This window comes from Aeromonas sp. s7(2024), from assembly GCF_040907825.1.
Taxonomy (GTDB): Bacteria; Pseudomonadota; Gammaproteobacteria; order Enterobacterales; family Aeromonadaceae; genus Aeromonas; species Aeromonas veronii.
The window spans coordinates 297,743-315,600 of record NZ_JBFOCM010000016.1 but is presented as its reverse complement, the minus strand read 5'-3'; the positions used below and the strand labels follow the sequence as shown (position 1 = coordinate 315,600).

The window sequence follows — 17,858 nt, the reverse complement described above, 5'->3', positions numbered from 1 at the left end:
GCCATGCAATCTCAATCCCATGCAGGCCCGGGCACGCTATTTGCGCTGACCTGGCCGCTCTTTATCGATCTCGCCCTGCACTTTCTGACGGGAGCCCTCAATACCTTCATGGTGGGTCATGTCTCCTATCAGGGAGTGGCGGCGCTGGCGGTAGGCAATCAAGTGTTCGATCTCGCCATCACATTGTTCAGCTTCGTCAGTATCGGTACCAGCGTGGTGATCACCCAGTATCTGGGGGCCGGCGATCGGGAGAAGAGTCGGGTGGTGATCCATACCGCCATCGGCTTCAACCTGCTGATCGGTCTGGTAGCGGCCATTGGCGTGATGGCGGGGGCAAGCACCATGCTGGCGCTGATGAACCTGCCCGCCAACCTGATGAGCGACGGGACGCTTTACTTGCAGATCATCGGTCTCTGCCTGTTACCGGAAGCGGCAGCCCTCTGTCTGGCGGCCACCCTGCGCGCTCACGGCCACACCCGTCAGGCGATGTATGTGACCCTGATCGTCAACCTCATCACCTTCGTCGGCAACCTGCTGCTGCTCTACGGCTGGTTCGGCCTGCCCCAGCTTGGCGTCGCCGGTGTCGCCATCAGCACGGTCGCGGGCCGCCTGATCGGCGTGGTGCTGCTGGTTTGGCTGGTCGCCCGCAAGACCGGCATTCGACTGGTGGTGCGCGATATCGTCCACCCCAGCCGGGAGATGCTGGGCAAGGTGCTCCATATCGGCCTGCCGGCGGCAGGAGAGAACCTCTCCTGGATGCTGCAGTTTATGGTGGTGACAGCCTTTGTCGGACTGCTGGGTGACAAGGCGCTGGCGACCCAATCCTACTTCTTTCAGATCTGCCTGTTTATCCTGCTGTTTGGCCTCTCCATCGGCCTTGGCAACGAGATCATCATCGGCCATCTGGCGGGAGCAAGACAGTTCGAACGCGCCTATCAGCAGCTGCTCAAGAGCCTCAAGCTGGGGCTGGCGGTCACCTACGTCATCGCCGTGGCGGCGGCCCTCAATGGCCGTACCATCATCAGTCTCTTTACCGATGATGCCGACATCATCACTCAGGTGGCGCAACTGTTTCTTATCAGCCTTATCCTCGAACCCGGCCGCACCTTCAATCTGGTGGTGATCAACGCCCTGCGGGCCACCGGGGATGCCCGTTTCCCCCTCTACATGGCGTTGCTCTCCATGTGGGGAATTGCCGTGCCACTCTCCTATTTCCTCGGTATCATGCAGGGTTATGGACTGGTCGGTATCTGGCTGGCGCTGGCCTGCGACGAGTGGGTGCGCGGTCTGGCCATGTTCTGGCGCTGGCGCAGTCGTCGCTGGCAAAACAAAATTCTTGTTGAAACAAAAGCGGAATCACAATGAAGAAGATAGGACTCTTGCTGGCTGCCATCCTGCTCAGCCCCCTGGCCATGGCGCAAACTGCCCCTGCCGCTCCCAAGGCTCAAGCCACCCAGACCTGGTATGTGGCCCCCATCGCCATCGATGAAACCAGCGACGCCCAGAAGGCGCTGACCAAGGACTTCATGGCCCAGATGATCAAGACCATCAAGATCAACGAGTACCAGACCGGCAAGGCGGTGGGCAACACCAAGAAGCCCAAGTGGCTAATCCGCACCAAGCTGATCCCCGCCAGCAACGAGCCGCTGGTCGGCAAGAAACACCCGCAGGGTCTCACCTACGGCAAGGGCAATCCGACCCAGGAGATCGTCGGCGAGCTGTTGATGAACGGCACCCTGGTGGCCCACATCGGCCAGGGCTGGCGCGAGCCTATCGTCCCGGGCACGCCGGTGGCTGACAAACTCTCCATCGCCAACTATCGCTACGCCATCGGGGATCAGGCCAAGTCGGCGGATCTGGAGGAGCTGGCAGCCCAGATTGGCTTTGAGGCGGGCAAGGTGATACACCGCGACGGCAAGCCGCTGCCCGAGAAGAAAAAGAAAAAAGAGCAGGCGGACGAAGATAAAGAGTAACGTTGCCTGCATCCATAAAAAGGGGCCACTCGGCCCCTTTTTTGATCCTGTACCCTCACACCAACACTGCCCCTGTTGTGACTTGTCGCACAGTTTGGCTCACCATTCAGATTGATAAATCACTTATCTTGTTTTGATTCAACAAGTTATAAATATCCCGCCGAATACTCCAAATCATTGCCCCCAAATCCGATCAGGATCACATTTATCCCCGGCACTAAGGGGTAGCTTTGGTCTTACAGGCACAATCAAACGAAACCAAGGAGGCTCCATTACATGTTCCCAGAGTACAGAGAACTCATCTCGAAACTGAAGAGCAGTGATGTCCATTTCCAGAAGAAGTTTGACTTGCACAACGACCTGGATGCGGAGATTAGAAAGTTGGAAAAGCATCACGCCAGCGACTATAGCGCCGAGGTGAGAGATCTGAAAAAACAGAAACTCAAACTGAAAGAGGAGATATACGACATCCTCAAACAACATCCACAATAGATGCCTCGAAGAATATGCGGATAAGCAATTTATCCCCCAGCCCGGCCCACGCGCCGGGCTTTTTGTTGTTTCAGTCAATTAGTTGACACCCGAGCCTACCGATCTTGCCGGTAGTTTGTTACATTTTTCCCTTGGAATTCAGGGAATAACGGTGATGATAACATGAGCAGAAAACGATCTTTTTATCATCTCTTGCTGCTTTGCCTGTTCGCATTGAGCCACCCCCTGCAGGCTCAGGAGCCTGAACTGGAGCTGTGGCACTCCCAGCAAGCCGGTTACGTGATCGACGACGTGATCGCCCGTTTCAATCAGGAGGGGAACCACAGAGTGCGGGTCACCCAGATTGAGCCGGGCAAGATCAAGGCGGATCTCCTGCTGGTAGCTCAGGCCAGGGGGCTGCCCGATCTGATGCTGATCCCCTCCGATTTTATCGGCCTCTATCGCCAGATGACCCTCGCTCCCCTCCCGGCCGAGTGGTTTTCCCCCGCGCTGATGGCCAGCGCCTTGCGTTATGTCACCCTGGATCGGCAACGCTGGGGCATGCCCATGATGCAGGGCAACCATCTGATGCTGTTTTACAACAAGGCGCTGGTCTCGACTCCGGTGACCCAATGGCAGCAACTGACTGCTATCACCCCGGCCCTCAAGGCCAAGGGGGTCTACCCCGTCAGCTGGCCCTATCACGACATGTACTACTTCGCCGCCTTTTTACACACCTTTGGCGGCTCGCCGGTGACCGAAGGGCGCATCACCCTCGACAGCCCGGCCATGGTGCAGGCGCTGGAGGCCTACCGCACCGTCGCCAGCGAACAGTGGGTCGATCCCGAGTGCAACTATGACACCGCCCTCGCCCGCTTCAATGAGGGCAAGAGCGCCTACCTCATCAACGGAGACTGGGCGTTCAATGATCTGGTGAAGAACATGGGGGATAAGCTGGGTGTCGCCCTGCTGCCCCGCTGGCAAAGCCATCCCATGCACTCCATGAGCGGCGCCTACGTGATGGGAGCTTCCCGCTGGGCGATGGACGATGAGGATCGGAAACCCGTCATCAAGGCACTGATGGCCTTTATCCAGCGTCAGGATATTCAGCAGTTCATCTATCATCAGGGGGCGCTGCTGCCAGTCAATCAGCAGGCTTTTACCGCCATCAGCCGCCGTCCCGCGCCTCAGGAGAAAGTGCTGCTGGAACAGTTCACCCTCAGTACCCCCATGCCCTCCGACAGCGCCATGTCCATCGCCTGGCAAGCGATGGAGAAAGGGTTCGAGCGCTTTAAAGAGGGGATCAGTGCCGCCGACACCGCCCGTTATATGCAGCAGCTGGCCGATCAGCAGTACCGGCAGGTCAAAACACCATGAAACATCGCACCTTTCGGCTCGGCCCGACCCTCATCATCATCCTGTTCACCGTCGCCCTGCTGCCGGCACTGCTGGCCAGCACTGTGCTGCTGATCCGCCAGCACCAGATCATCGCCCAGAGCGAGCAATCGCAGCTGGAGCGGGCCCTCACCAGCATGACCCGCGAGGCCCGCTTTCGCAGCGAGCTGATCGGCACCCAGCTCAATCAGCTCAGCCAGGATCGGGTGCTCCATCAGGCCCTCGACAACTTTCTCTTCTCCAGCCATGCCCGGCTGGCGCTGGCCACCTTTGTCAAATCCAACAGCCTGATCACCTCGGCCTACCTCATCGATGACAAGGGGTTGGTGGTGGAGTACATCAATGGCCAGGCCTCCCACCTCGAATCGAGCGACCTGATGCCGCAGCTGATGGCCTGGGGCAAGACCCGCGAGGCGAAACAGGGCAAGCATCTGCTGCTGCCCGTCGATGATCCCGTGCTGGTCGACGACATGGAGCAAAACCGCAGCGGCGGGCTGGCGCTGGTAGCCCCCATCTATCGCAACCACCAGCGAGCAGGGGTGATGCAGACCCCTTCCGGCTTCGTGATGGCCATTCTCCCCTGGCGGCAGATGGCCCAGTTGCTGGAACCCTATCTCAAGGGAAGCGAATATCTGGTGATCTCCCAGGGCGAGAACCGTCTTTATGAAGGGGCTCACCAGAACGCCAACGCCATGGATGACAGGGAGCCAAGCAAGTTGGCGCAGCCCCTGGCCATTGGCTGGCCCCAGCTGGAGCAGGAGATCACCCCCACCATCACCCTCTACAGCTACAGCAATGACAGGGTCAGCGAGCTCAACAAATCCCAACAGCTGCTGACCGTCAGCATCGCCGTCATGTTGCTGCTGGTAGCCATCGGCTGCGTCTGGCTCACCCGCTGGCTCACCCGACCGCTGCGCTCGCTGGCCGCGCTGGTGCGCAGCTATGGCAAGGGCAATTACCAGCAACGGCAGGCGCCGCTGCGCTTTGTGGAGTACGACGAGGTACGCCAGCTGCTGCAAGAGATGGCCAGCACCATCTCGGATCAGGTGCGGGCGCTCTATCAGCAAAATGAACAGCTGCAGCAGGCCAATAGCGAGAAAGAGGCCTTCAACCAGCGGCTGCTCGGCTTCAACGACGAACTGGAACAAGAGGTTGCCTCGCAAACGACCGCTCTGCGCTCGGCCCTGAGCCGGGAGGAGCGCAGCCGCCATATCCTGCAATCCTGGTTGCAGTTCGGTCTGCACCAGCAGCTGGATATCGATATTGCCGAGCTGGCCAGCTCCGCCCTGCTGCAACTCTCGCAGCTCTATCCCGGCCACCGCTGGGGGCTGGTGATCCGCCGCGATGGCCAGCCTCACTACTCCCTGACCCAGGGGGTCGATGCCCCCTTGCGGGATGCCCTGCAGGAGAAACTGGCTCAACTGATGGATGAGGAGGTCAAACACTCCGAATGCCAGTGGGACAACGCACTCTGGAAGATCATGACCCTGCCCGGCAGCCAAAGCGGCGTGCTGTTTGGCTATCTGATGGTGAGCGCCGAAGGGCTGGAGTCCGAAGACAGGGCCATCTTGCGGCTGTTTGCCAAGCAGTTGGCTGTGGGCATCGAGGGGCGCCTCTTCACCGACGAGCTGGCGCGGGTCGCCCGCACCGACAACCTCACCGGGCTGCCCAACCGGCAGGCGTTCGAAGAGGCCTTCCACCACTATCAAGCAGTGCTGGCGCGCCATCCGGAGCGTCACCTCGCCCTCTTCATGCTCGACCTCAACGGCCTCAAGCGCACTAACGACCAGTATGGGCACGAGGCGGGCGACGCCCTGCTGATCCAGATGGCTCGCCAACTGCGCACCCTCTGCCGTCAGGATGAGAAGATTTTCCGTATCGGCGGCGACGAGTTCGTGCTGCTGGCGGAGGCGGACCACCTCGCCAGCCAGCTGCTGGCAGGTAGACTTGAGGCAAGCCAGCAGCACGCCATCGTGCAACATGGGGAGCACAGCTTCCCGCTGCGTTTTGCCATCGGCTGGAGCAGCAGCGACCAGACCCCGCTGGCGGAGCTGAGCCGGGTGGCTGACGACGCCATGTATGCCAATAAGGCGCGCTTCTATCAGGGGCAGCGATAAAAAGCGGAGACCTCTGGCGTTGGCGAGCCTTTCGCCAACGCCCTGATCAGCTCGCAAAAATGGCGCGCAACGCTAGACGGGGCGCGGACCATGACTAAGATAGGGGCTCTTGATGTCTCGATTTGGAAGGGAGTAGGAAATGGAGTTAGTACTTGGCCCGCTGGAAGCCCGCGTCATCGGCTGTCTGATTGAAAAAGAGATCTGCACCCCGGATCAATATCCCCTCTCCCTTAATGCACTGGTCAACGCTTGCAACCAGAAGAGCAACCGCGAGCCGGTGCTGGAGCTCTCCGAGCTCGATATCCGCGCCGTGGTGGACGAGCTGATCCGCAAGCGGCTGGTGGTCAACACTGCAGGCTTCAACGCCCGGGTGCCCCGCTATCAGCACAGATTCTGTAACACCGAATTTGGCGAGCTGAAATTCAGTGCCCAGGAGCTTGGCATCGTCTGCGAACTGCTGCTGCGCGGCCCGCAAACCCCGGGGGAGCTGCGCTCGCGCACCAACCGCCTCTGCAGCTTCGATGATGTCACCGAGGTAGATGCGGTACTGACCCAACTCATCGAGCGTGGCCCCTACGTGGTCAAGCTGCCGCGCGAGCCGGGCAAGCGCGAATCCCGCTACGCCCACCTGTTTAGCGGCGAAGTGGATATTCAGGCGATGATGGATGCTGCCCCCGCTGCGGCCTATGCCTCCCCTGCCGCCGACCGTCTGAGCGAGCTGGAGCAGGAGGTAAACGAGCTCAAAAGCCGTCTCGCCGCCATGGAAGCGCGGCTGGCTGCGCTGGATGGTCAGGGCTGATCGCCTTTACCATCGCCAATCTCTATCAGGGAGCCGGGGCTGATGTCCCCGGCTCCCTGCGTTTTTTTATCGTGAGGAAGTGCCCGTGATCACCCTGATTAAAGAGTCTGACCACCAGAAGATGCCCTGGAAAAACCAGCAGGGCACTACCAGCCAGATCCTCATCTCCCCCACGGGGAGCAGCCTTGCCAAACTCGACTTTGACTATCGACTGAGCTCGGCCCCCATCAAGACCGCGGGCCCCTTCTCCCCCTTTCCCGGCTATCAGCGCATTTTGCTGCCGGTGAGCGGGGCAGGCTTTGTGCTCAACGGCCACCCCTACGCCACCTTCGAGGCGGCGCACTTTAGCGGCGATGAGGAGACCCACTGCGAGTTGCTGAAAAAAGAGGTGACCGATCTGGGGCTTATCTACCATCCGGATCGCATCAGCGCCAACGTGCGGGTGCTGAACCTCCCCTTCCCGCTGACCCTTACCCTCGAGCCAGAGAAGACCTACCTCTGTCACCTGCTGAGCGGCCAGCTGGCCGTGCAGGGCAAAGAGGTGGCCATCAACGAGACGCTGGTGGTGACCGGGGAAGAGAGCATTCACTTCGAATGCCAGAAGAAGACCGCCATCGCCTTCTTTACCCTGCAGGCCAAATAGCGCAAAAGTCGGCGGTGTGCAGTCATGCCACGCCACACACAAACAGCAGAGATGAAAAAGCCGGGTAATCCCGGCTTTTCTATTGAGGCAACCGGCTCATGCCGGTCAGCACCTTAGTTGACCTTGAAGGAGCCCTTCATCATGGCGAAGTGGCCGGGGAAGGAGCAGAAGAAGGTGAGATCCTTGCCCGCCAGACCGTCGGTTTTGAAAGTGACGCTGCTGCTCTCGCCACCGCCGATCAGCTTGGTGTGAGCCAGTACACGGGGATCATCCTTGGGCAGATAACCGTTCTCGGCCCCGGCGCTCATCCCGGCAGTCGCCACGGTCTGATAGTCGGCGGTGCTGGCCAGCACCCAGTTGTGGCCCATGGCGGTCACGGGCAGCTTGCCGGTGTGATTCAGGGTGACCGTCACCTCCTTGCAGGTGGCCGGCACGCTCATCTCTTTGAGGTTGTACTGCATGGCATCATTGCCTTCGATGACCAGTGCACACTCATCCGCCAGCACGGGGGCAGCCAGGGTACTCAGAAACAGCAGGGTAATCGCCTTTTTCATCATCTTCTCCTTTGATTGGCAATGGATGGCAACGACTTGGCGGATGCGGTTAACGCTTCGCAAAGATGCCGTCTAAATCGACCTTCATTTTACTCAATTGTCTTCAATCGGCTATGGCTTTTGGCCAAAGCTGCGGGCCAGGTCACCAGACGGTGATCTACTCGCCACTCTCTCCCTCACGGATGGACGATACGGCGCTCGGCTGTCACAGGTTCAAAACTGTTTAATTTTTTCTGCCCTTTTCCCTCCGATTGGCCCTATCAGGGCTCGCCCGGCGGGCGCCCCTTGGCTAAGCTAGCGCCCCGATATGAACCTTCTCCAGATGAGAGCGCCGGATGATTGCGATAACCCCCGTGGCGGCCCTGCGCGGCCTGCTGCTGACCCTGCTGCTGACGCTGGCCGGCTGCCAGCCCACCCCGCCTGCCCAGACCCGTATTCAGGGCAAGACCATGGGCACCTACTATGTGGTGACCCTGAGCGATAGCTATCCCGGTGGGGAGCCCGCCCTCAAAAGCGATGTTGAGAGCCTGCTGGCCCGGATGAACAAGGAGATCTCCACCTACGATCCGGGCTCGCTCATCTCCCGTTTCAATCAAGGGCCCGCCAACACCCCGTTTGCCATCCCGCCCGCCATGGCCATCATAGTCCAGCAGGGGATTGATGCCGGTAAACTGACCGACGGCAAGCTGGATGTGACCGTGGGGCCTCTGGTCAATCTGTGGGGCTTTGGCCCGGACAAACGGCCGGTCAAGCGGCCCGATGAGGCGGCCATCGCCGCCGCCCGCCATAAGGTGGGGATCGACAAGCTGACCCTGACCCCGCAGGGGGATCACTTCCTGCTCGAAAAAACGATCCCGGATCTCTATCTCGACCTCTCCACTCTCGGCGAGGGGGCCGCCTCTGACGAGATTGCCGCCCTGCTCGAAGGCAAGGGGGTACACAACTACCTGATCGAAGTGGCCGGTGCGGTGCGCAGCAAGGGCAACAACAGCAAGGGCTCGCCATGGAAAGTGGCCATCGTCGAACCCTCCGGTCAGCCGGGGGCCTTCTCCGATATCGTCATCCCCAACGGCATGGCGCTCAGCACCGCGGGCAGCTATCGCAACTACTACGAACTGGATGGCCAGCGTTACTCCCATATCATCGACCCCGCCACTGGCCAGCCGGTCACCCACAAGCTGGTCTCCGCCAGCGTCATCACCCCGACCGCGCTGGAGGCCGATGCTCTCGATACCGCGCTGATGGTGATGGGGCCTGAAGCGGGGATGGCATTTGCCAAACAGCACCAGCTGGCGGTCTATCTCATCATCAAGACCGAACAGGGGTTCAAGGCTGAGTACACGCCGCAATTTGCTCCCTATCTGGCAGAGAAAAAACGGTGAGTTCAAGGCCCTGGCAACAGGGCCTTTTTCTTTCACTCATCGCGGACAAAAGGCGGACAAACGGAGATGGTTCGCAATCGACAACTTGGCCAATTGCCTCTTCGGGCGCTTTGGTGGCACACTTTCTCCCATCAGCCCGCAGCGCCTCGACCCAGACAGATGCAGACACCTGAACAAGAGCCAGAAAAAAAGAGCCCAGCCAAGCCACAACGCATTCTGATGGTCAATGAGCAGCGCTCGTTTCAGGTGATGATGAAGGCGATGCTGCTCAATCTGGGGATCAGCAACATCACCTACTCCAATACCGCCGAGGATGCGCGGCGCCGCTGCCAGAAGGGCAGTTTCGACATCTATCTCATCGATTACGATCTCGGGGTTGGCGAAAATGGTCGCCAGCTGCTCGAGAGCCTGCGCGACAAAGATCTGATCCCGCCCCAGAGCGTGGTGATCATGGTGAGTGGCGACAGCTCCCGCGCCATGGTACTAAGCGCGCTGGAAGCCGAGCCCGACGAATACCTGATGAAGCCCTTCTCTCAGGAGCAGTTCTCGTTTCGCTTGAAGCGTGCACTCGCCCGGCGCAACGCCCTGGCCAGCGTCTTTACCGCGCTGGCCGATGACAATCTGGCAGCCCTCATTACCGCCTGTGCCGAGCGGGCCGATGCGGTGCCCCGTTTTGCCAACTACTGCCGCTGCCTGCAGGCCGATACCCACCTCAAGCTGGGTCAGGCGCAGGAGGCACGCGCCCTGATGCGCCAGCTGCTGGCCGGGCAGGAGAACAGCTGGGCCCGCCTGACACTGGGCAAGGCCTGCAACACCCTGGGGCTCCACGAAGAGGCGGTCAGCCATCTGCAGGCGACCCTCAAAAATACCCCGCTGATGGTGGAGGCTCACCTCTGGCTGGCAGAATCCCTGCTGGCCCTTGGCAATGACGAGCAGGCGCAGCAGGAGCTCAGACGGGCGGTGGATATCTCCCCCCAGTCGGTGCAACTCTCCCGCCGGCTGGCGGAGGTGTGCCTGCAGCGTCACGACTACGCCCAGGCCAAGGATGTGCTGATGTCGCTGATCGACCTGTCGCGCAACTCCATCCACCGCACGCCCCATTATCTGGGGGCCTATATCCAGACCCTGACCCTCTACGCCCTCAACAGCAACGACAGCTACCACATCGCCAACCTGCAAAAGCAGGTCAATTCTGCCCTGTCGCGCATCCGCGATTCGCTGATGATGTCGGAGTTCAACTACCCGGTGTTCGAGCAGATCTGTCAGGCCCGGGTGCAGATTGCGCTGGGGGAGCTGCTCAAGGGCAAGAAGATGCTCTATCGCGCCAATCAGAACTGGCTCGATGAACCGGCCACCATGCCCCCCGCCCTGCTTGGCGAAACCATCCTCGCTCTCTATCAGCTCGGCGAGTTCGAATATGCAGAGAGCCTGCAGAGCCTGCTGGCGGAAGACGAAGATCGGCTGCTCACCACCTGCATTCAGGCAACCCGGGATGACAAGACGGTACTGGAGCGGCGTCAGCGCTACCAGCAGCTCAACGATCTGGGGATCAAGGCCTATCAGAGCGGCGAGCTGGAGCAGGCCCTCGGTCATTTTCGCGAGGCCCTGCGCCGCGCTCCCGCCAATACCGGTGCGGCTCTCAACAAGATCCAGGTGCTGCTGCAACTGATGCAGAAAAACCGCAAGAGTCCGGAATTTGGTGCCGAGTGCAAAGACACCCTGGACGTGCTCGACGGCATCCCCCTCAACCCGGCCCAGCAGGAGCGTTTTCGCAAGCTGCGTCAGGAGTTCAACCAGTTCAGCTAAGACGCCGCCACGCCCCCTTTTCCCCGCCTATGCTGAAACCAGTTCGGCAATGCGAGGGAAACGAAGATGGCGATGTGTCGTTATCTGGTGGCCGATGGCCGCCACTGCAGTGAAGAGGCTGGCGAGCACGATCTCTGCCACTGGCATGATCCCCACCATACCCATCAGGAAGCCCGCAGCGCCGAGGCGCTTGAACAGTACGTTCGCGCTGGCGGACTCTGCCACGGCCTGCAGCTGTCACGGGCCAATCTGGCGGGTCTCAATCTGGTCAACAAGGAGTCCGATCAGGGATTTTTGCTGGAGCAGTGCAACCTCTATCGCGCCAACCTGCGCGGTGGTCACCTCTACGGCCTGCGCATGAAGGGCGGCAGCCTGATGAAAGCCGATCTCAGTGATGCCAACCTCCAGTGCGCTACCCTCGATGACGTCAACCTGCTCGGCATCCGCTGGCACAACACCCGGCTCGACAACATGCAGACCGGCAAACGGGTGATGCAGGATCGCAAGGGGCGCCGCGAACGGGATCCCAAACAGGCGCGCATCTGGTTCAAGGAGGCGGAAGAGACCTACCGGGATCTGCGCAAAGCCTCCGAGGCACAGGGGATCTTCACCATGTCCGGCAACTATATCCAGCAGGAGCTCACCATGCGCCGCCTGCAACTGCCGTTCTGGTCGACCCAGCGCTTCACCTCCTGGGTGGTCGATCTCTTCTGCGGCTATGGCGAGGCCCCGATGCGGGTGGTGCTCTTCTCGTTGCTGCTCATCTTTATCTGCAGCATTTTTTACTTCTTCTGCGGACTGCATTTTCAGGGCGAGCACCTCATCTACCAACCCGGTGCCCCGCTCGAGCAAAATGCCATCTTCCTGCTCGAATGCCTCTACTACAGCGTGGTCACCTTCACCACGTTGGGGTACGGCGACTTCACTCCAGTCGGCCTCTCCAGGATCTTCGCCGCCTTTGAAGCCTTCACCGGCAGCTTTACGCTGGCGCTGTTTGTGGTGGTATTCGTCAAAAAGATGACCCGCTGACACCTCTGCCCACCCCGCGGTGCCTGCCACTGATGCAGGCCCGCGGCCACACTTGCATCCACCGCCGATTCCTAGTCCAATAGCCACTTATAAAAATGACATGAGCATCCCGGACATGAAGATCATCTCTTTCAATATCAACGGCCTGCGCGCCCGTCTGCACCAGCTGCAAGCCATCATCGACAAGCACCAGCCCGATGTAATCGGCCTGCAGGAGATCAAGGTGCACGATGAAGCCTTCCCGCTGGCCGATGTGGAGGCCATGGGCTATCACGTGGAGTTTCACGGCCAGAAGGCCCACTACGGGGTCGCCATCATGAGCAAGCAGAAGCCGGTCAAGGTGGAGAAAGGCTTCCCCACCGACGATGAAGAGGCCCAGCGCCGGATGATCATGGCCACCTTCGAGCGCGAAGACGGTTCCCTCATCAAGGTGATGAACGGCTACTTCCCGCAGGGTGAAAGCCTGGATCACGAGACCAAGTTCCCGGCCAAGCAGAAGTTCTACGAGGATCTGCAGCACTACCTCGAGACCAACCACACCCCGGACGACCAGCTGGTGCTGATCGGGGATATGAATATCTCCCCCACCGATCTCGACATCGGCATCGGCGAGGCAAACCGCAAACGCTGGCTGCGGGATGGCAAATGCTCCTTCCTGCCCATCGAGCGCGAATGGATGGAGCGACTGAAAGGGTTCGGTCTCACCGACACCTTCCGCGCCGCCAACCCCACCGAGTGCGAGCGTTTCTCCTGGTTTGACTACCGCTCCAAGGGATTTGACGAGAACCGTGGCCTGCGCATCGACCTCATCATGGCCTCCGATGCTCTCAAGGACAAGGTGACCGAGACCGGCATCGACTACGAGCTGCGCGGTATCGAGAAACCCTCCGACCACGCCCCCATCTGGGCCTGCTTCGCCTGATGTAGCGCCGGATGCCGCAATGATATCGCCAATCTGTGAAGTGGCTCGCGGTTGCCTGCGATAAAAGGGCGTAAAAAACCCATCCAGACAAGGTGCCTTATGGCACCTTATTTTTTTGCAGCAAGGAGTGGCTGGCGTGATACGGTTGCGAAGAGCCCTGGCCCGGGATGAACATCCCCGAAGCCCCCCGCCCATATCGGAAAAGTCAGACTTTTTTCGTCAATCGGCAACCCTAATTGCCACTTTGAGAAGGTTGTGTTCAAGGTTGCCGCCCTATCATCTCCCATTCCAATCATAAAAAAGTTGTTTTTTTAATCATGAAGTTAATGATGTGTATGGAGAAACATGCTGAACGCAGCAGCCGAAATCGATCCAACAGGAGTGTGATGATGAAGGTGTCCAATGCCGGAAGAGAGGTTTACAAACGCAGCTTGCTGACCCTGGCGCTGATCAGCGGTCTGAGTGCCTGTGGCGGCGAGACGACCCAGACGGCCCAGACCATGCCAGCCGTCCCTGTGGTGGTCGCCGAGGTCAAGCTGACCGATGTGCCGCTCACCACCGAGATGGTGGGAGAGACCGCCGGTTTTCGCGAGATTGATGTGCGCTCCCGGGTCAGTGGCATCCTGCTCAAGCGCACTTATGTGGAAGGCCAGCCGGTTACCGCCGGTCAGGAGCTGTTTCTGATTGACCCTGAGCCCTACAAAGTGGCACTGGAGCAGGCCAAAGGGACTTTGGCTCAGGAGCAGGCCCGTCTCAACAAGGCCCGTGCCGATCGGGATCGCATCATTCCCCTCTTCAAGCGTCAGGTGGTGAGTCGCAAGGACTATGACGACACCATCGCCAACTACGAAGCGGCCATCGCCAGTCATCAGGCCGCTCAGGCCAAGGTGAAAGAGGCGGAGCTCAACCTCAGCTACACCCAGGTGACCGCCCCCATCAACGGCATGGCGAGCAAGAGCTCCCAGTCCGAGGGGAGCCTTATCTCCACCAGCGGCGACAACGGCCTGCTCACTACCATCACCCAGTTTGATCCGCTCTACGTCAACTTCTCCTACTCGGAGCAGGATCGCCTCAACTTCGAAAACTCGGTAAAGAAAGGGGTGATTGAGGCGAAGGATGCCACCACCTGGCGCACCCATATCCGTCTGGCCGATGGCTCCCTCTATCCGGAGGCGGGCAAACTCAACTTCTCCGACAACCGGGTCGATCCCCAGACCGGTACCATCCGTGCCCGCGCCATCTTCGACAACAAGGACGGCGTACTGCTGCCGGGCCAGTTTGTCCGCATGACCATCGATCTGGGCACCCGCAAAAACGCCATCGTGGTGCCGCCGCGCGCCATCGTCCAGTCCCAGGCTGACCGCATGGTGATGGTGGTCGATGCCGACAACAAGGTGGTGCCCCGTCCGGTGACCCTGGGCGCGGCAGTCGACTCCGGCGTGCTGATCGAGAGCGGTCTGCAGGCTGGTGAGCGCTATATCGTCGAAGGCTTGATGAAGGCCCGCCCCGGCGCCGTGGTGAAACCTGTCTCTGCCGACGAGATGAAGGCGATCACCGGCAAGGTGGTCAGCCAGTCTGCGGCCAAGTAAGGAGCCCGTATGTTTTCCAAGTTCTTCATAGAACGCCCCATCTTCGCCAGCGTGATTTCGATCATTATCGTGCTGGGCGGGTTGGCGGCGATGCGGGCGCTCCCCATCGAGCAATATCCCCAGATCACCCCGCCGGTGGTCTCGGTCACGGCGTTTTATCCGGGCGCAACCCCGGAGGTGATCTCCCAGACCGTGGCAGCGCCGCTGGAGCAGCAGATCAACGGCGTCGAGCGGATGATCTACATGCAGTCGGGGTCGGCCTCCAACGGCCAGATGAACCTCAACGTCTACTTCGAGATCGGCACCGATCCGGATCAGGCCACCATCAACGTCAACAACCGGGTCTCGGCCGCCATGGCCCAGCTGCCGGAAGAGGTGAAAAAGCAGGGGGTGACGGTCAAGAAGAAATCGACCTCCATCCTGCAGGTGGTCACCCTCCAGTCACCGAACGGCTCGTTTGATACCACCTATCTGTCGAACTACGCCCTGCTCAACATCATCGACGAGCTCAAGCGGATTCCCGGCATCGGTGATACCACTCTGTTTGGCGGTACCGACTATGCGATGCGTATCTGGCTGCGGCCGGATCGACTGGCCCAGCTCGAGCTCACCCCGAGCGACGTGATCGGCGCCATTCGCGAGCAGAACACCCAGTTCGCTGCGGGCAAGATCGGAGCCCAACCCACCACGGCCCCCATCGACTTCACCTACACGGTGCAGACCAAAGGGCGCCTTGAAGATGTGAAAGAGTTCCAGAACATCATCGTCCGCTCCATGCCCGATGGCTCCAAGATCCGGGTCCGCGATGTCGCCCGGGTCGAGCTGGGGGGCAAGGATTATGATCTGGTCGCCCGCGCCAACGGCAAACCGGCCATCGGTATTGCCACCTATCTGCAACCGGGCGCCAACGCCGTCGCGGTTGCCGATGCGGTACATGCCACCATGGAGCGACTCAAGGAGCGCTTCCCGCAGGATATCGAGTACCAGATCCCCTATGACACCACCGAGTTCGTGAAGATCTCCATAGAAGAGGTGGTACACACCCTGTTCGAGGCGATCGTGCTGGTGTTCGTGGTGGTCTATCTGTTCCTGCAAAACTTCCGCGCCACCCTGATCCCCTGTATCGCGGTGCCGGTGTCGCTCATCGGGACCTTCGCCGGCATGCTGGTGCTCGGTTTCTCCATCAACCTGCTGACCCTGTTCGGCATGGTGCTTGCCATCGGTATCGTGGTGGATGACGCCATCGTGGTGCTCGAAAACGTCGAGCGGATCATGAGCGAGAAGAAGTGCTCCGCCAAGGAGGCTGCCATCCTCGCCATGCAGGAGGTCTCCGGTCCGGTGGTCGCCATCGTGCTGGTGCTCTGCGCCGTGTTCCTGCCGGTCGCCTTTATGGGCGGCATGACCGGGGTGATGTACAAGCAGTTCGCCATCACGGTCGCGGTCTCGGTCGCCATCTCCGGTCTGGTGGCACTGACTCTCTCTCCGGCCCTCTGTGCCGTGTTGCTCAAAGAGGGACACCACAAACCCGCCCGCTTCTTCGTCTGGTTCAACGAAAAATTTGACCAGCTGACCCGCGGCTATGTACGGGGTGTGGCCTTCCTGAACCGTCGGGTGGGGGTTGCCTTTGCCATCATCGCCGTGCTGATCCTCTCCATCTACGGCCTCTTCCTGAAAGTGCCGGGCGAACTGGTACCGAACGAAGATCAGGGCTACCTCATCTCCGCCGTCATGCTGCCGGATGCCGCCGCGATGAGCCGGACCCAGGCGGTGGCGGATCAGTTCGACAAGATCGCCATGGCCAACCCCCATGTGAAGGATGTGATCACCTTCTCGGGCTTTGACATTCTCTCCAATGCCATCATCAGCAACAGCGGCATGACCTTCATTACCCTGAAGGACTGGAGTGAGCGTCAGGGGGCCGGGCAGGACTCCTTCTCGCTGGCCAAGACCTTCCAGGGCTTGAGCCTGATGGGGCTGGCGGATGGCTTTGTCGCCTCCTTCAACCCGCCTCCCATTCAGGGGATGTCCACCACAGGTGGCCTTGAGGCCTATCTGCAAAACCGTGGCACCGGCAATGCCCAGGCCTTCTCAGGCGAAGTGCAACGCTTCCTCGAAGCGGCCAAGGCGCGCCCGGAGTTTGCCAGCGTCACCAGCACCTACCGCGCCAACGTGCCGCAGGTCTATCTGGACCTGGATCGGGAGAAGGCCAAGGCGCTGGGGCTGCCCATCAACGCGGTGTTCGACACCATGCAAGCCACCTTCGGCCAGGTCTATGTCAACGACTTCAACCAGTTCGGCCGTACCTACCGGGTGCAGTTGCAGTCCGAGGCAGACTATCGCGCCAAGAAGAGCGACATCCGCAACGTCTATGTCCGCTCCGACAAGGGGGAGATGATCCCGCTCAGCAGTCTGGTGACGGTGCGTGATGCCACCGGCCCCGAACTGGTCGAACGCTTCAACATCTTCCAGGCCGCCAAGCTCATGGCCCAGCCCGCCCCAGGCTACAGCTCGGGTCAGGCCATCGCCGCGCTGGAAGAGGTCGCCAATGAGGCTCTGGGCAACGACGCCAAGCTGGAGTGGACCGGCTCCGCCTATCAGGAGAAAGCGGCCGCAGGCAGCGCAGGCATGGCCTTTGGTTTCGGTATCGTGATGATCTTCCTCATTCTGGCCGCCCAGTATGAACGCTGGAGCCTGCCGTTTGCGGTGATCACCGCCGTACCGTTCGCCCTGTTCGGTGCCCTGCTCGCCACCTGGCTGGTGGGGCTGACCAACAACGTCTACTTCCAGATCGGGCTGGTGACCCTGGTCGGCCTTGCCGCCAAGAACGCCATCCTGATCGTGGAGTTCGCGGTGATGAAGCACGAAGAGGGGATGAGCCTCATCGAATCGGCACTGGAGGCGGCGCGCCTGCGTTTCCGTCCCATCGTGATGACCTCGCTCGCCTTCATCCTCGGCTGTGTGCCTTTGGTCACCTCCAGCGGGGCCGGTGCGGCAAGCCGTCACGCCCTCGGCTGGCCGGTCATCGGCGGCATGCTGGCGGCCACCTTTATCGCCATCTTCTTTATCCCGCTCTTCTTCCGGCTCATCATGAAAGGATCGGAAAAGCGCGCCAAGCAGTAACGCTCTACCTAGGCGTTCCACCGATAACAAACTACCCCCGCCCGTGCGGGGGTATTTT

Annotated in this window: 14 protein-coding genes; 13 read left to right on the top strand and 1 reads right to left on the bottom strand. The window is 60.3% G+C overall.

All coding sequences use genetic code 11. From position 1 onward, the window contains the following. The first annotated feature begins 3 nt into the window (after positions 1–3). The 7 genes from AB5Y73_RS06415 (at position 4) to AB5Y73_RS06385 (ending at position 7,398) form a co-directional block, all read left to right on the top strand. Positions 4–1,365, top strand: coding sequence for an MATE family efflux transporter (locus AB5Y73_RS06415; RefSeq protein WP_279499262.1), 1,362 nt, complete (start codon positions 4–6; stop codon positions 1,363–1,365). Further along, positions 1,362–1,973, top strand: coding sequence for a hypothetical protein (locus AB5Y73_RS06410; protein WP_040094762.1), 612 nt, complete (start codon positions 1,362–1,364; stop codon positions 1,971–1,973). The genes AB5Y73_RS06415 and AB5Y73_RS06410 overlap by 4 nt, the downstream gene beginning before the upstream one ends. Before the next feature lie 276 nt (positions 1,974–2,249). Continuing rightward, entirely contained in the window at positions 2,250–2,465 is a 216-nt protein-coding gene (locus tag AB5Y73_RS06405) for a YdcH family protein (protein ID WP_005337763.1), read from the top strand. Between the two features lie 162 nt (positions 2,466–2,627). Further along, positions 2,628–3,821: an extracellular solute-binding protein gene (locus tag AB5Y73_RS06400; protein WP_279499263.1), complete on the top strand. Its 1,194-nt coding sequence runs from the start codon at positions 2,628–2,630 to the stop codon at positions 3,819–3,821. Next, on the top strand, positions 3,818–5,956 hold the full coding sequence (locus tag AB5Y73_RS06395; protein ID WP_118854025.1) for a diguanylate cyclase: 2,139 nt from the start codon (positions 3,818–3,820) through the stop codon (positions 5,954–5,956). The genes AB5Y73_RS06400 and AB5Y73_RS06395 overlap by 4 nt, the downstream gene beginning before the upstream one ends. Before the next feature lie 139 nt (positions 5,957–6,095). Continuing rightward, positions 6,096–6,755 carry a YceH family protein gene (locus AB5Y73_RS06390; protein ID WP_064336484.1) on the top strand — a complete coding sequence of 220 codons (660 nt, stop codon included), beginning with the start codon at positions 6,096–6,098 and terminating at the stop codon, positions 6,753–6,755. Between the two features lie 85 nt (positions 6,756–6,840). Beyond that, entirely contained in the window at positions 6,841–7,398 is a 558-nt protein-coding gene (locus AB5Y73_RS06385; protein WP_118854026.1) for a HutD family protein, read from the top strand. Between the two features lie 113 nt (positions 7,399–7,511). Here AB5Y73_RS06385 and azu read toward each other — a convergent pair whose 3' ends face one another. Next, on the bottom strand, positions 7,512–7,952 hold the full coding sequence (gene azu, locus AB5Y73_RS06380; protein WP_005337768.1) for an azurin: 441 nt from the start codon (positions 7,950–7,952) through the stop codon (positions 7,512–7,514). A gap of 335 nt (positions 7,953–8,287) precedes the next feature. Between azu and AB5Y73_RS06375 the strand changes: the two genes are divergently transcribed. From AB5Y73_RS06375 to AB5Y73_RS06350, 6 genes are all read left to right on the top strand, one after another. Beyond that, positions 8,288–9,334 (top strand): FAD:protein FMN transferase, encoded by a 1,047-nt coding sequence (locus AB5Y73_RS06375; protein WP_181497450.1) that lies wholly within the window; start codon positions 8,288–8,290, stop codon positions 9,332–9,334. Between the two features lie 159 nt (positions 9,335–9,493). Beyond that, positions 9,494–11,140 carry a tetratricopeptide repeat-containing response regulator gene (locus tag AB5Y73_RS06370; protein ID WP_118854028.1) on the top strand — a complete coding sequence of 549 codons (1,647 nt, stop codon included), beginning with the start codon at positions 9,494–9,496 and terminating at the stop codon, positions 11,138–11,140. Between the two features lie 66 nt (positions 11,141–11,206). Continuing rightward, the gene (locus AB5Y73_RS06365) at positions 11,207–12,169 is read left to right on the top strand and encodes an ion channel (RefSeq protein ID WP_069555464.1); all 963 of its coding nucleotides are present in this window, start codon (positions 11,207–11,209) and stop codon (positions 12,167–12,169) included. A gap of 115 nt (positions 12,170–12,284) precedes the next feature. After that, positions 12,285–13,091, top strand: a complete 807-nt coding sequence (gene xthA / locus AB5Y73_RS06360; RefSeq protein ID WP_118854029.1) for an exodeoxyribonuclease III — start codon at positions 12,285–12,287, stop codon at positions 13,089–13,091. Between the two features lie 389 nt (positions 13,092–13,480). Then, positions 13,481–14,680, top strand: a complete 1,200-nt coding sequence (locus AB5Y73_RS06355) for an efflux RND transporter periplasmic adaptor subunit (RefSeq protein ID WP_031227697.1) — start codon at positions 13,481–13,483, stop codon at positions 14,678–14,680. 9 nt (positions 14,681–14,689) lie between these two features. Beyond that, entirely contained in the window at positions 14,690–17,800 is a 3,111-nt protein-coding gene (locus AB5Y73_RS06350) for an efflux RND transporter permease subunit (protein WP_181497451.1), read from the top strand. The last annotated feature ends 58 nt before the right edge of the window (positions 17,801–17,858 follow it).

What these genes read in the sequence shown, in the direction of transcription:
- AB5Y73_RS06415 (WP_279499262.1), top strand. Translation starts at nt 4, where the DNA reads ATGCAATCTCAATCCCATGCAGGCCCGGGCACGCTATTTGCGCTGACC.
- AB5Y73_RS06410 (WP_040094762.1), top strand. Translation starts at nt 1,362, where the DNA reads ATGAAGAAGATAGGACTCTTGCTGGCTGCCATCCTGCTCAGCCCCCTG.
- AB5Y73_RS06405 (WP_005337763.1), top strand. Translation starts at nt 2,250, where the DNA reads ATGTTCCCAGAGTACAGAGAACTCATCTCGAAACTGAAGAGCAGTGAT.
- AB5Y73_RS06400 (WP_279499263.1), top strand. Translation starts at nt 2,628, where the DNA reads ATGAGCAGAAAACGATCTTTTTATCATCTCTTGCTGCTTTGCCTGTTC.
- AB5Y73_RS06395 (WP_118854025.1), top strand. Translation starts at nt 3,818, where the DNA reads ATGAAACATCGCACCTTTCGGCTCGGCCCGACCCTCATCATCATCCTG.
- AB5Y73_RS06390 (WP_064336484.1), top strand. Translation starts at nt 6,096, where the DNA reads ATGGAGTTAGTACTTGGCCCGCTGGAAGCCCGCGTCATCGGCTGTCTG.
- azu (WP_005337768.1), bottom strand. Translation starts at nt 7,952, where the DNA reads ATGAAAAAGGCGATTACCCTGCTGTTTCTGAGTACCCTGGCTGCCCCC.
- AB5Y73_RS06375 (WP_181497450.1), top strand. Translation starts at nt 8,288, where the DNA reads ATGATTGCGATAACCCCCGTGGCGGCCCTGCGCGGCCTGCTGCTGACC.
- AB5Y73_RS06370 (WP_118854028.1), top strand. Translation starts at nt 9,494, where the DNA reads ATGCAGACACCTGAACAAGAGCCAGAAAAAAAGAGCCCAGCCAAGCCA.
- AB5Y73_RS06365 (WP_069555464.1), top strand. Translation starts at nt 11,207, where the DNA reads ATGGCGATGTGTCGTTATCTGGTGGCCGATGGCCGCCACTGCAGTGAA.
- xthA (WP_118854029.1), top strand. Translation starts at nt 12,285, where the DNA reads ATGAAGATCATCTCTTTCAATATCAACGGCCTGCGCGCCCGTCTGCAC.
- AB5Y73_RS06355 (WP_031227697.1), top strand. Translation starts at nt 13,481, where the DNA reads ATGAAGGTGTCCAATGCCGGAAGAGAGGTTTACAAACGCAGCTTGCTG.
- AB5Y73_RS06350 (WP_181497451.1), top strand. Translation starts at nt 14,690, where the DNA reads ATGTTTTCCAAGTTCTTCATAGAACGCCCCATCTTCGCCAGCGTGATT.